The sequence below is a fragment of the Parabacteroides sp. AF21-43 genome, assembly GCF_003635435.1.
Classification (GTDB): domain Bacteria; phylum Bacteroidota; class Bacteroidia; order Bacteroidales; family Tannerellaceae; genus Parabacteroides; species Parabacteroides distasonis.
Genome location: NZ_QTMG01000002.1, coordinates 233,753 through 248,490, shown reverse-complemented (window position 1 = coordinate 248,490; position 14,738 = coordinate 233,753). Strand labels below are relative to the sequence as shown.

Here is a 14,738-nt window from a genome sequence, read left to right as displayed (position 1 = left end):
TGTGTTTAAATATTCCAAGGTGCTCTCATCGGCTGATCCAACAAACGATTAGCGGCCTCATCATTAATAAATTCCAGTTTTACGGGATCAAAGTGAAGCGTACGATTCAAACGAAGGGCTACGGCACCCATGTTCACGATCGTAGCGGAACGGAAGCCATTACGCTCATTCAAGGCAAAAGGCTGACGAGTCTTTACGCACTCGATAAAGTCGGTAACCTGTGGCTCGGGTTCGGGATAATCGGATAACTTTTTCTCCCAATCCGGGATATCACATACGAAATTCTTATAGACATTCCCGTTCGGTCCGGAAATATAAGGTGTGTTCGGATCCCCGTAATCACCTCCCCAAAGTACGATCTGGCAACCATCCTCATAGGTATACGTAATCGAGCGCCAAGTACCCACGGCGTCCGGATGTTGTTGCGGAGCATCCACCTCTACCTTAACCGGGCTGGTATTATCTTTTCCTAGAAAATATTGTACAGGGTCAATATAATGCTGTCCCATATCCCCTAAACCACCGCCGTCATAATCCCAGTATCCACGGAATGTCTGATGCACACGATGCGGGTTATAAGGTTTGTAAGGAGCCGGACCCAACCAAAAATCATAATCCAGCTCACTAGGCACCGATTGCGGTTCCAGATATTCTTTACCAACCCAATAGAACTTCCAGTCGAAACCGGTATGCTTGCTGATCGTTACCTTTAGCGGCCAGCCCAACATACCACTTTGAACCAGTTTCTTCAAAGGTTTCACGGGAGTGCCCAATCCATAGAACGGGTCTGCGAAACGGAACCAAGTGTTCAAGCGGAACATACGTCCGTATTGCTTCATCGCTTCCATTACCCGTTTACCCTCCCCGATCGTACGGGTCATAGGCTTCTCACACCAAATATCTTTTCCTGCTTTAGCGGCCTCGACAGACATGATACCATGCCAGTGAGGAGGCGTAGCTATATGAACGATATCTACATTAGGATCCAGAATCAAATCACGAAAATCATGGTATGCGGCAATCTTATCCTTTACCAACTGTTTACCTAGCTCCAGATGATTCTTATCGACGTCACACACGGCGACAAGACGAGTTCCGGCATAGTCCACATGTCCACGGCCCATACCACCTGTACCGATAATTCCTTTTGTCAATTGATCACTTGGAGCGATGAATCCATTACCCAACACGTGGCGCGGTACAATCGTAAATGCCGCGATTCCTCCAAGAGTCTTCAGGAAGTCTCTTCTGTTTGTCTTCATAGTACGAATTTAAAATTTAGATAGAATAGATTAACTTGAGTGACAAAAATAATCATAATACTCGAAGAGACAAGAAAAATGTATATAAAAAAGAAAAGGATGCCTTTAGCAAAGACATCCTTCCCTAGTATTTTATGAAAATTTATTACAAAGCGAATTGCGGTTGACGGTGAATCCATTGTCCACGGGTGAAATCCGGGAAGTCTACCAAAGCACCGCCACGAGCGATTGACATCTCTGACAAGCCGGAGATAGCGCTCCAAGCGGCAGCGTCATAGCAATCCATTGGAGCCGGTTTCTTATTACGGATAGCGTCGATCAAGTCGTACATCATGATATAGTCCATACCACCATGTCCGGCCTCAGCCGCCTCAGCGGAATGCTGTGCCCATAATTTATGGTCATATTGCTTGAACCATTCCTCCGAATCATCCCAACGGTGAGGTTTGGATTTACCCTGTACATATACATGATCGCCATCATTCATCCATAAACCCTCAGTTCCCTGAACACGGAAACCTAATGAATAAGGGCGAGGAGAATTGGTATCATGGGTTACGATGATCGTTTGTCCATTAGAACACTTAATCATAGAAGTCACGATATCTCCCAAATTGAAGTTGACCTTCGCCAACGGATGATTCTCACCCCCATTATCCACGATAAACTTATGCAATCCACGAGATTGAGTAGCCATAGCGGATAAAGAAAGGAAGCGGTTACCACGGTTGATATCCATGCAATTTGCTATCGGTCCGATACCGTGAGTCGGATAGATATCGCCATTACGATGTACGGAATGGTTCGTACGCCATTGAGCCTCGGCGAAAGCCGTCGGGCCCATACGAAGATCACCACTGCCCGGTACATAGTTGTAATGAGTTCCATCGTTGAATTTCACCTCACGCAAGTCATGCTCATAACCACAAGTACCATGCAATATCTCGCCGAACAAACCTTGGCGAACCATATTCAACGCAGCCATACAGTCACGACGATAACATACGTTCTCCATGATATTCAAATGGCTTCCGGTTGCTTCCGAAACATTTACCAAATCCCAGCACTCCTCGATCGTATTAGCGGCGGAAACCTCCACGCCTACATAAGGAACACCAGCCTTCATAGCGGCGACAGACATCGGAACGTGCCATTCCCAAGGACTAGCGATAATCACGCAATCAAATTCCTCGTTGTTCAACATATTCTCAAATTCACGTTCACCCCCTTTGTAAACTTTCGGAGCAGGAACATTAAATTTAGCGATATGTTTCAAGGTACTATCGATCGGGCCCTGTTGGATATCGCAAATCGCTACGATCTTATTACCGGGGATCGCCAATACATTATTAATATGCTCATGGCATCTAGAACCCGTTCCGATGAAACCGAAACGTAATTTACCATCATCTTTACCGGCTGTTTTTTTCTTTTGGGGTTCAGCGGCGGTTGTTGTAGCTCCGGCGTTTCCGGCCATTGCCAAGCCTGCGGCACCAATACCGGCGGCAGATACTTTCTTAAGGAATGAACGACGAGTGTTTTCCATATATTTTATAAATTAGTTTGTGTTTTGAGGATACAAAATTAAAAAAATATTTTTTCAATCAAAACGTTATTGAGTATTTTGAAAAATAAAGAGTCCAAGACTAAAAGTTCGTTATCTTTCCGGTTTCCCTTTTTAGCCTCTCGAAGGTCATCATCATCTGTCGAAGTCTTATAGGTTCTTTTTCCGCCAAATTAACTTGCTGACCGATGTCTTCCTTTACATTATATAATTGATAACAGTTACTATTTCCGGCAAAGGCAGCCTCCTCCGCATCGCCATAGGTATCCGGATACGGTGGGATCATGACCCAATCACCATCACGTAGCGCATAATTGAAATAACCTTCCAAGACAAGTTCCTTTCGCCCATTACCACCTTTTCCTAGAAATACAGGCAAGGTGTTTTGGCTATCTACCTTATCAGAATAGGTCTGTCCGATCAACGCCGACAGCGAGGCTAACAAATCCATCTGGCAAACCAAGGCATCCGACACAGCGCCCGGCTTAACTTCCGCAGGCCAACGAAGCATGAACGGGATACAGGTCCCACCATCATACAAGCTCGTCTTTCCTCCACGAAGCGGTCCGGCCATCTTATGATCCCCTACCAATTCCACGGCTTGATCTTGATAACCGTCATCCAGAACCGGTCCGTTATCGCTAGTGAAAATAACTAATGTATTTTCCGTTAGCCCCAACTTATCCATTTCCTTCAAGAATTCGGTCACGCACCAATCCGCTTCCAAGATAACATCTCCACGAGGTCCCATCCCCGACTTACCCGCAAATCTCTCGTTCGGTACACGAGGTACATGCGGTTGATGCAAGCCATAGTACAGGAAGAAAGGTTTATCCTTATTCTCTTTCATAAAACCTTTCGCCTCCTCAAGGAACAACTCTGCCATATCCTCATCTTTCCATTGGGCGGTCTTGCCTCCTTTCTGGAAACCAATTCGAGGTACACCGTTTACGATAGCGCCGGCATGCCCGACACTCGGGAGCATTCTCAGTAATTCAGGATTATCCCTCCCAGTCGGTTCCCCGGGGAAATTCTCCTTATAACTGACATAGAGAGGATCGTTCGGATCGAGGTTTACACCTCTCCCATTCTCGATAAAGATACAGGGAACCCGGTCATTGGTAGCAGCTTGGATAAAAGAATAGTCGTAACCGATCTCTTTCGCTCCGGGATAAACCAGCTTGTTCCAGTCTACCGCCCCGTCACCTAATCCCAGATGCCATTTGCCGACCGAGCCGGTGACATAGCCCGCTTGCTTCATCACCTTCGGCAAGGTAACCTGTTGAGTATTGATAATCAGAGCCGCATTGCCGGGAAGTATTTTGGCTTCCCTATTTGTCCAAGGATATAATCCGGTAAGCAAGGAATACCGGCTGGGGGTAGAAGTAGCCGCCGTACAATAACCTTGCGTAAAGCGTATGCCTTCATTTGCGATACGATCCATTCCCGGAGTCTGTATGCGATGAGCCCCGTAACAGCTTAGATCACCATACCCGAGATCATCAGCTACGATGATCACCACGTTAGGTTGCCGGGGAGCTGATTGAGCTATTAAAGTTGTTGGCAAGGAAAACCCTGCCAACACACTCATTATACAATACTTATTCATCGCTTATTACGGATTCTGAGTTAATGTACCCGGATAAGCGTTAATCTCAGACTGCGGAATATACTGGATAGCCAACGGGCTGGTAGCAGGATATTCAGGCACGCCGTCATGGAATCCCGGGTAATGACGTTTCATCGTATCGCCTACACGATATACATCAAAACCACGGTCAGCCTCATAAGCTAATTCCAACTGACGTTCTTTCATGATAAGCTCATGAGCGTTTGTCGCATCCAAAGATTTATATCCGGCGTTAGGTAAGGAACGGGTACGAACGGTATTCAAATCGGCTAATGCTTTTGTATAGTTTCCTAATTTAGCGCTAGCCTCGGCGCGAATCAGGTATAACTCACCTAAGCGAGAGATAACCGGAGAATAAAGGTGAGGATAGCCATCTTGCTTAGAGCACTTATAGCTATAGAATTTCGGGTTACCTTGACTTTCCAACATAAAGTAGTCATAATCTCCCTCATACGTTTCTCCCTTATAGCTAATAGAATAACGCTTATTGTCCACATCTACCGGAGTTAATGTATATTCTTCACCATCTACCGTAGCGATTAACTTACCTCCTACTTCCTTGGTCTCACCTTGACGATATACGTAACCGGAAATCTTGCCGTCCGTATATAAGTTAGCTACAAAACGGAAAGCGGGGATCTGATTTCCATTGGCGTCTTCCTTATATTGCGGATGGATAAACGCCTCACGTGCATCGGTTCCTTTTCCTGTCTCATGCAACAAATCCATATACTTAGCGCTGGCGTAAACCTCACCCCAGCCTTGACCATCGATCTCAGCGTACATACTTCCTAGCGGATCACCCCAATCTTCCCAGTCTGAGGCTATAAACTTCACGGCGAAAATAGTCTCTGTCTGTGAAGCGGCATCCGGAGCGAACTCATTATAACGCATAAAGTTAGCACGGTCCAACATAGAGAACTGGCCACTCTCGATTACCGTATTCGCATAATCATAAGATAATTGGGCATATTCCTTATTCGGATTCTCAAACGTGCCACTCATATACATATAGACCTTCGCCAATAAAGCTTGAGCCGCATATTTTGAGGCATAAGCGGTAGATTTAAACGTTGTCATCAGCTCTTCCGCCTTTTTCAAGTCAGACAGAGCTTGATCATACGTATCCTTCACGGACGAACGATCCGGAAGATCCAGATTATCCATATCCTCAGGCATACCGTTTACGATCGGCAAGCCCAGATTCTTCTCCGGTTCCTGATAATAAGGACGGCCAAACACACGGCAAAGATAGAAGTACATCATGCCGCGCATATAATAAGCCTCGCCCAACTTCTGATCCAACTCAGCAGACTCGCCCTCATTAATCATCTTCATCAAAGAACTAGTCTGTGAGATGATATTATAGGCACTGTTCCAAACCGTAGTAAGACCACCGTTATTTACCGTATGCTGATAGGTAAAATAAGTACCGAACGGATTGGTTGTCGGTTTATCCTTACAAACGTTATCCCCCGGGAACTCACCACAATAATGCAAGTGTTCGGATGCCTTTTTCAGTTTTGCGTAACAACCGTTTAGCAAAACATCCACCGCGGCATCTTTGTCCTCCATGATCTTGTCTTCCGTGTACTTATCGTAAGGTAGACGTTCGATATCACAGCTTGTTATGAACGTGGCCGCTGCCGCAAGAGCCACTATAGCGATTTTTTTCATTATGATTCCTTTAATTAAAATGTAACATTTAGACCAAACATGAATTTACGAGCTTGTGGGTACGGAGAGATCGCCACACCAACCGAGCCTGCCTTGTATTTATTGCCAACCTCAGCCGGAAGTTCCGGGTCAACTCCGGAGAAACCGGAAAGGACAAACAAGTTCTCACCCGAGAAAGAAAGACGGATATTATCTACATACTGAATCTTCCAAGGTAATGTATAGCCTAACGTCAAGCTACGTAAGCGTAAGTAGCTAGCGTCCTCCAGATAACGGGAAGATCCCTTGCTGGATTGGCTCTTATTGCCATATTCCGCCTTGGGGTGGGTAGCGATATCGCCCGGTTTTTCCCAACGATTCCAACCTTCCTTCAAATTCATCTGGTTATAATTTACATAAGCGCCGTCACTATCATACATCGAACGGTCGTAATTATAAATATCACCTCCTACGGAATAACCGAAGACAGCGGAGAGATCAATGTTTTTCCAAGATAAGTCAGTAGAGAAACCTCCGTAGAAATCGGGGCTCAACTTACCTATTATAGTCTGGTGCTTAGATGCGTCACTATAATTCGAGGTCGTTACACGTTCCCCATTCTCATTCGTGGTATACCATAACGGAGAACCTGTCTCCGGATCTACGCCTGCCCATTCGGTACCATACCAAGTATCCACGTCTTGTCCCGGAGTCAATATCTTATCCATCGAAATGGCATAACTTGAACCGGCGTTAGAAGTGATGATCTCGCTCTTGCCACCATATAACTCAGTGATCTTATTACGGTTCAGACCTAAGTTAGCTGCGACGCTCCAACTCCAATCGCCCCCTTTCAAGATGTCCACGTTCATCGAGACCTCGAAACCATTATTCTTGACGGCACCCACATTACGATAGATACCAACAATACCCGTTACACCAGGCAGAGGCACTTTGTAAAGCAAATCGGTTGTTTTCTTATTATAATAATCCAAGTTGATAGTCAAACGATCAAACAAGATAGCGTCGATACCTACACCTGCCGTATAAGTCTTCTCCCAAGTCAGGTTCTTGTTTTCCTTCTGTTCGATTACCGCACCCGGATCACCATTATATCCCGTAGACATGGCGTACACCGTATATTGAGAATATAATTCGGTCGGACGGTTACCTACGGAACCATAACTTGCACGTAACTTCAACTGTTGTACCCAATCCTTAGCCTTGAAGAATTCCTCCTGATGGATATTCCAACCACCGCTGACGGAGAAGAAATTACCATATTTAGCGTCCGTACCAAAGTTGGAGGCACCATCCCGACGGAATGAGAAAGACAACAAATAACGATTATCATACGCATAGTTGGCATTGAACAAATAAGATTGTACGGCCCACTCTTTTTGCTCTCCCTTTATCGTCTTAGGAGTAGTAGCGACATCGGCTACAGAGAAACCCGGAGCGAAACTAGCCGCTGTCTGATCCTTGATCTCTTGTGTATAGGTATTCCACTCATAAGCCAAGATAGCGTTGATAGAGTGCTTATCGAATACTTTGTTGAAACGGAGCAATTGGTTACTGTATACTCTATAGGAGGCAGTGGTTTTATCTTGCAATAATCCGTTATCTGCCTCTCCCGCCTTAGAACGAGGATCCTGATAGCTCTTAAAAAGGATACTATTATATTTATAGTTATTCACGGATGAGAAAGTCAACCAATCGGTAAACTTGATATCGAAGTCAAAGTTACCCATGAACTCATAAGAGGTGCTTTTGTCGTAATTCCATTGCAGATCATACAAGTAATTGGTAGCATCACTATTAATCCAGTTTGAAGGTCTGTATTGCTGGATCAAGTCGCCATTCTCGTCATACGGGGAGTCCCAAGGGAAATTAACGTACATGATAGCGCCTAGATCTTGTTGCTGGTCCATCACGTCGCTACGGGTAGCCCATACTTTAGGTTTGATAGTCAACCAATCCGTCGCTTGGTAATCCACATTGAAACGTAAGTTATAACGCTTGTAGTCATATCCTTTCACGGCACCATCCTCATCGTAGTAACCAACGGAAGTATAAGTCTTGATCTTCTCGGAACCTCCGGAAACAGAAACATTGTAATCTTGAGCGAAGCCCAGATGCGTACCCTCTTTCCACCAGTCGAAGTTACGGTTGCGCAAATCCTCCGTAAAATAACTCGGAAGGGCGTCTTGATTTGCGAAAGATTTATAATAATCATATAATTCCTCGCCGTTCATCATATTCATGTTTCCACGGTGCAACTGGTTCACACCCATCTTTACGGAAGCGTTAATCGTAGCTTTTCCGATCTTACCTTTCTTCGTAGTCACCACGATAACACCGTTCGCTCCTTGAGAACCATAGATAGCGGTTGAAGCGGCATCCTTCAAGATAGACATAGACTCGATATCAGCCGGGTTCAAGCTACCCGCATCCGTACCGACGATTACGCCATCCACGATCCAAAGAGGGTCCGTGCTACCGTTTACCGTAGACTTACCACGGATCACCACCTTACCGGCAGCGCCCGGCTGACCACCACCCGAAGTAACCTGTACGCCCGGAGCCTTACCAGACAATAAGTTCTCGACCGTAGGGCTAGTGGCATCCAACAATTTCTCGTTGCTCACCACCTGCATGGCACCCGTCAAGCTTTCCTTTTTTTGCACGCCGTAACCAACAACAACCACCTCCTCAAGGTTCTGAGTGTCTTCCTTGATACGGATAGTCATCGGAGCGCTAGTCGCCTTAACCTCGTGGTTCACATAACCGATGTAAGAAACGACTAAAGTAGCTCCGGCCGGAGCTTCCAAACTAAACTTTCCATCGAAATCGGTACTGGTACCGTTCGTAGTGCCTTTCACAAGCACGTTCGCGCCGATTACCGGCTCACCCGTCACCGCGTCAACAATGGTACCTGAAATCGTAATTGTCTGCTGCGCCACCATTCTCTCCGCGTTTCTCAATTCATTTGGATTAGAAGATGACTTGTAAACAACAATCCTATTGTTGTTTACAATAAAATCAGCATGCTGATTTTTCAGCGCCGTCGTCAAAATCTCCTCGACCGAACGGTTCGACATGTCGATTGAGATACGCTCATTCAGATTGATGTCATTGTTACGGATAAGGAACGTGTAATTAAATTTTTCCTCGATCAAATCGAAAAGTTCTTTTAATGTCGTACTTTCCATTTGAACAGACATCATTTGTGTCTGAAGTTCGGACGCTGAAACCGTACCGGGAATAAACGGCAGTCCCGCAAGCATACATGCGGCTACCATCATCTTACCGGTCTTCTTGAAATAGTTCATTTCCATTAAAGTTAGATTTAATAAATAATTTTCTCGTTTATACTATTTTCCACACTTACACCTTAGGATTAAGGTTTGTATTTTTATTTATCTTTTATAATAATCTCATCTCCCGAACGAGTCCACACATATTTGTGATCCACGTCCACCTCACGAAGGATCTTATCCAACGAATAATCTTTCGTAAAGCTGCCGGAGAAGATTTCCTTTCTCAAAGGATCGCTCTCGACGCGGATACGCACGTTGAACTTACGTTCCAAATCCTTGGCGATACTCATGAAAGGTTGTTCGGAGAATTTCAGGCTACCGTCCATCCAAGAGAGAGCATCCTTGGCATCCACCTCACTGACTCTTACCTTATTGGTCTGCTTATTAAAGCTTAGTTTCCGGTTTGGAGTCAAGGTCACATCGCCCGCATGGGCAACCTCATCCCGCAAGCTCACGTTTACTTTTCCCGACACCAGAGTGACATCGGTCGTTTCATCCATTCCGTAAGCCTTTACGTTAAAGCTAGTTCCTAGAACCTTGATATCCAATCTCTTTGATTTTACGATAAAAGGCTTAAGGGAATCCCGGGTAATCTCGAAGTAAGCCTCACCATCCAATTGTACGCTACGTCCGTTCGTATTGAAATCACTGCCATATCTCAACGTGGAACCTGCGTTGACCCAAACCACGGATTGATCCGGCAAAACGACTTTCGTTTGGGCTCCCATAGGAGTTGTCGTCTCAAAATAAGCCAAGGCGGCAGATTTCGGCTGATTATGTCTCGTACCTATATAATAAGAGGCAGTCCCCACCGATACCACGATCAAGACCGAGGCGGCAACTTTTCCTAAAAACCGAAAATTTAGCCAATGATTCTTTTCAGAAGGAATAGCGGGATCGATAAGTGCCCCGAAATGTTTTTGGAAATCGGCTTTCATATCAGAGGCAAACAAAGGTACATGCGCCGTCGCCCAACAATCCGCCATCTCGGAAAGGCACTGTTTATGAGCGTCATCCGTTTCCAACCATTGTAGTAATTCATTTCGCCCCTCCTCGGATATATCTCCCATGAGGTAGCTATAAATTAAATCTTCTATGTGTTTATTCTCTATTTCCATGATATTAACAAAGGAGCCGGTTTTTAACCCGGTTTCTATTATATACACATGTTTTAGAGATTCCGTTTAAGGAGATTCCAATTATTTTTCGAAAAAATTAAATATAAGTAAGAAAAGAGGGTAAAGATCGCCTAAAAGTTCACGCAACTTCGCCAAACCGATCTTGATCTGTACTCGTACCGTACTGGAACTGATATGATTTGTTATCGCTATTTCCTCATAGGTCTTGTTATGGTAAAGATATTGCACGAAGATATCCCGGCATTTAGCGGGCAAGGAATCCACGGCACGATAGATTTTCTCCTCGAATTCCTTATTCTCCAGATAAGCCAACGGATGGGGATCGGCGTCTATCTGCAACTCTTGTATCGACAATAAGTTTTCTTGTACATCTGATAAAGGGACTTCTTGCTGGCGTTTATCTCTTAAATAATTCAGGCAATAATTACGTACCGAGCGAATTAAATAAGCGTTTACCGGATGTATTAACGCCGAATGGTGATTCCATACATTCATAAAAACATCATTAACGATCTCACGTGCCGCCTCCGAATTATAGACATATTTAGTCGCTACGGCGCACAAGTACACGTAGAAGGTCGTATATAATTGTTCAAATGCTTTGGCATCGCCATTATTGATCCGAGATATTATGTCCTCCTTTACAATCAGCACAAACGTCAACCCTTAAGTTTCACTCACAATTGAATCACAAAAATAATGAAATATTCCAGAGATTACCTCATTTTAAAAGAAAGTATAGGGTAATAGCGCCAAACAGCTCGCTAAAGCGGACTGTTTGGATACTTAGGTGACGAACCGGGTGGCATATGGGTGGCATAGCTGTGCCATCCTTATGGCACGCCCTTGCCATCGTTGTGGCACGGCTATGCCACCGGCGTGGCACGACTGTGCCAATGCTATGGAAAGGACTGGCACTATACATCGTTGCAATACAATAACTTAGATTACTTAGAGGAATTGGCGGCACGCTTCTTGTTACGCCAGTAACTGCCGTCACGTTTGCTTCCGAACATATTACGGCGTTTCGACTCTTGCTTGATCGCTTCTTTCTTCTCGGCTACGGCGGCTTTCACCTCCTTGGTCTCATACATATGGCCACCAGCTACGGGGACTTCCTTGCCGATCAGTTTCTGGATATCTTTCAACAAAGGTACCTCCTCGGCGTCGCAGAAAGAGAAAGCCACACCTTCACGGCCCGCACGACCCGTACGCCCGATCCGATGTACATAAGTCTCGGGTACGTTAGGAAGCTCATAGTTAATGACGTGCGTCAGATGATCCACGTCGATTCCACGGGCGGCGATATCCGTAGCGATCAGCACACGGGTCGTATGATCCTTGAAATTCGTCAAGGCACGCTGGCGAGCGGTCTGGCTCTTGTTGCCATGGATCGCCTCCGCCCCTATCTCCGCTTTCGACAAGACACGGGCCACCTTGTCCGCCCCGTGTTTCGTACGGGTAAAGATCAATACGGATTCCAGTTCCGGGTTCTCCAACAAGCTTTTCAGCAAGTTGATCTTCTCGGCCTTCTCGACGAAATAAACGGATTGGTCGATCGCATCCACGGTCGATGAGGCCGGGGTTACTTCCACCTTTTGCGGCTCGCTCAAGATCGTACCTGCCAAGCGCTCGATCTCAGGGGGCATGGTAGCGGAGAAGAACAAGGACTGGCGTTTCTTGGGCAATAGCGGTAAAATACGCTTGATGTCATGGATAAAGCCCATGTCCAACATACGGTCCGCCTCGTCTAAGACGAAATACTCCAAGGTATCCAAGTGGATGAATCCTTGTCCGATCAAGTCCAGCAGACGTCCCGGCGTAGCGATTAATATATCGATGCCTCTTTCCAAGGCTTCCGTCTGGGGCTTCTGTCCCACCCCGCCGAATATCACCGTATGGCGTAATCCGGCGAAACGGCCGTAAGCGGCAAAGCTCTCTCCGATCTGGATGGCAAGCTCACGGGTAGGCGTAAGGATCAATGCCTTGATACCCCGTTTGTAACCTTTCTTCTTCTGGAGATATAACCGCTGGATAATCGGGATGGAGAACGCCGCCGTCTTACCGGTTCCTGTCTGGGCGCAACCCAATAAATCATAACCTTGCGAAACGATGGGAATCGCTTCTGATTGTATAGGTGTTGGAGTCGTATAACCTTCTTGCACGAGAGCCTTACGTATCGGCTCTATCAAATCTAAATCTTCAAATGTCATTCTAAAATAGGGTGAGCCATCACGGCTCGTTATGTAAATAATGCGGGCAAAGGTAGTAAAACTTTATGATATAAACTATCTTTGCGCTTTTTATGCCCGTAAAGCGATATGAAAGAATTATTACTACTACTGAAGAAGTTCTTCGGATATACCTCCTTCCGTCCCTTGCAGGCGGACATCATACAGCGTATCTTACAGAAAGAGGACTCGTTGGTGCTGATGCCCACGGGTGGAGGCAAGTCGATCTGTTTCCAGCTACCGGCTATCTATCTGCCGGGTACGGCTTTGGTGGTGTCCCCCTTGATCGCCTTGATGAAGGATCAAGTAGAGGGGTTGATCGCCAACGGCATCCCGGCGGCGGCGTTGAACAGTATGATGCCGGAAGAGGAGCAACAACAGGTGAAGCAACTTTGCGTGCAGGGCAAGATCAAATTATTGTATATCTCCCCGGAACGGATCAAGATGGAAGCGGACTGGTTCCTGCCCCGGCTGGACATCTCGCTCATCGCTATCGACGAGGCGCATTGCGTATCGCATTGGGGACATGACTTCCGTCCGGAATACACGCAACTGGCGATCTTGAAGGAACGTTTCCCGAAAGTCCCGGTCGTGGCCCTGACCGCTACCGCCGATAAAATCACCCGGAAGGATATCCTAGAGCAGTTACGGCTTCGCACGCCCCAAACGTTCATATCGTCATTCGACCGCCCGAATATCTCCCTCACGGTACGCCGGGGACTTAACAAGAAAGAGAAGATCGCCGCCATCGTCCATTTCATCCGGGGGCACCGGGAGCAGAGCGGTATCATCTATTGCATGCGCCGCAACGATACGACCGAGCTGGCCGATGAGTTGGCGATGTATAATATCAAGGCGATCGCCTACCACGCCGGCCTCCTGCCCGCCCAACGGGAACAGGCCCAGAACGATTTCATCAACGACCGGGTGGACGTGGTGTGCGCCACGGTAGCTTTCGGGATGGGTATCGACAAGAGTAATGTCCGTTGGGTCGTGCATTACAGCATGCCGGGGAGTATCGAGAATTACTACCAAGAGATCGGCCGTGCCGGAAGGGACGGGATGAAAAGCGATACCCTCCTGTTCTATTCCTTGAGCGACTTGATCGTACTTCGCCGTTTCGCCGAGGAGAGTGGCCAAAGCGAGGTGAACTTGGAGAAGCTAAACCGGATGAGACGGTATTGCGAGTCCGATATGTGCCGCCGCCGTGTCCTGCTCAGTTACTTCGGCGAGGAAGCGGACCATGATTGCGGCAACTGCGACGTGTGCAAGAACCCTCCGCAACGCTTCGATGGCAGTGTCTTGATACAAAAAGCGCTGAGCGCCGTCATCCGGACCGGCGAGCATGTAGGCATGCAAATGCTGATCGACATATTACGTGCCTCCGGTCGGGCGGAACTCTTGGAGAGAGGATACGATAAGCTAAAGACGTACGGCGCCGGACGGGACCTCTCTTATAAGGAATGGAAGGAGTACATTTACCAGATGATCCAACTCGGGTACATGGAGATCGACTACGCCGCCGAGCGTGTCTTGCGGATGACCCCGTTAGGCAGGCGTGTCCTGTACGGGGAGCAAAAGGCCCAGCTCGTCATCTATCGGGAACCGGATGAGCTGACACGCCCCGTCCGGAGAGGCGAGCGGAAATCTTCCTTCAAAGCCCAGCCGATCCGGCCGATCCGGTCCGCCTCCACGGACGAGACCTTGCTGGACTCCCTCCGACAGCTTCGCAAGCAAATTGCCGAGCGAGAGCATACGCCGGCTTATATCATCTTCTCCGACGATTCCTTGGAAGACATGGTGGAGAAGAAACCGGTCACCTTGGACCAGTTCAGCGACATCCGGGGCGTGGGGCAAATCAAGCTGGACCGGTACGGGAAGGTGTTCGTGGCCTTGATCCGGTTCGTGCTGAAGCTACCGAAATAAGAAGAACACA

At 46.9% G+C, this 14,738-nt stretch carries 9 protein-coding genes; 1 reads left to right on the top strand and 8 read right to left on the bottom strand.

Going from position 1 to position 14,738, the window contains the following annotated elements:
• Window positions 1-5: 5 nt before the first annotated feature.
• The 8 genes from DWX84_RS02915 to DWX84_RS02880 all read right to left on the bottom strand — a co-directional run bounded on the left by DWX84_RS02915 (window position 6) and on the right by DWX84_RS02880 (window position 12,784).
• Entirely contained in the window at window positions 6-1,262 is a 1,257-nt protein-coding gene (locus DWX84_RS02915) for a Gfo/Idh/MocA family oxidoreductase (RefSeq protein WP_005856828.1), read from the bottom strand.
• A 145-nt stretch (window positions 1,263-1,407) separates the two neighbouring features.
• A complete protein-coding gene (locus DWX84_RS02910; protein ID WP_048927325.1) occupies window positions 1,408-2,808 on the bottom strand; it encodes a Gfo/Idh/MocA family protein in 1,401 nt (466 codons plus the stop codon).
• A gap of 100 nt (window positions 2,809-2,908) precedes the next feature.
• The gene (locus tag DWX84_RS02905) at window positions 2,909-4,435 is read right to left on the bottom strand and encodes an arylsulfatase (protein WP_122297347.1); all 1,527 of its coding nucleotides are present in this window, start codon (window positions 4,433-4,435) and stop codon (window positions 2,909-2,911) included.
• A gap of 6 nt (window positions 4,436-4,441) precedes the next feature.
• Window positions 4,442-6,133, bottom strand: coding sequence for a RagB/SusD family nutrient uptake outer membrane protein (locus tag DWX84_RS02900; protein WP_044545791.1), 1,692 nt, complete (start codon window positions 6,131-6,133; stop codon window positions 4,442-4,444).
• 14 nt (window positions 6,134-6,147) lie between these two features.
• Window positions 6,148-9,450 (bottom strand): SusC/RagA family TonB-linked outer membrane protein, encoded by a 3,303-nt coding sequence (locus tag DWX84_RS02895; protein ID WP_122377418.1) that lies wholly within the window; start codon window positions 9,448-9,450, stop codon window positions 6,148-6,150.
• A 77-nt stretch (window positions 9,451-9,527) separates the two neighbouring features.
• Window positions 9,528-10,550: a FecR family protein gene (locus DWX84_RS02890; protein WP_057318931.1), complete on the bottom strand. Its 1,023-nt coding sequence runs from the start codon at window positions 10,548-10,550 to the stop codon at window positions 9,528-9,530.
• Between the two features lie 81 nt (window positions 10,551-10,631).
• Window positions 10,632-11,234 (bottom strand): RNA polymerase sigma-70 factor, encoded by a 603-nt coding sequence (locus DWX84_RS02885; RefSeq protein WP_008772119.1) that lies wholly within the window; start codon window positions 11,232-11,234, stop codon window positions 10,632-10,634.
• Between the two features lie 284 nt (window positions 11,235-11,518).
• Window positions 11,519-12,784, bottom strand: a complete 1,266-nt coding sequence (locus DWX84_RS02880; RefSeq protein WP_005862195.1) for a DEAD/DEAH box helicase — start codon at window positions 12,782-12,784, stop codon at window positions 11,519-11,521.
• 108 nt (window positions 12,785-12,892) lie between these two features.
• Here DWX84_RS02880 and recQ point away from each other — a divergent pair, with 108 nt between their 5' ends.
• Window positions 12,893-14,728 carry a DNA helicase RecQ gene (recQ, locus tag DWX84_RS02875; RefSeq protein ID WP_005862193.1) on the top strand — a complete coding sequence of 612 codons (1,836 nt, stop codon included), beginning with the start codon at window positions 12,893-12,895 and terminating at the stop codon, window positions 14,726-14,728.
• Window positions 14,729-14,738: the final 10 nt, after the last annotated feature.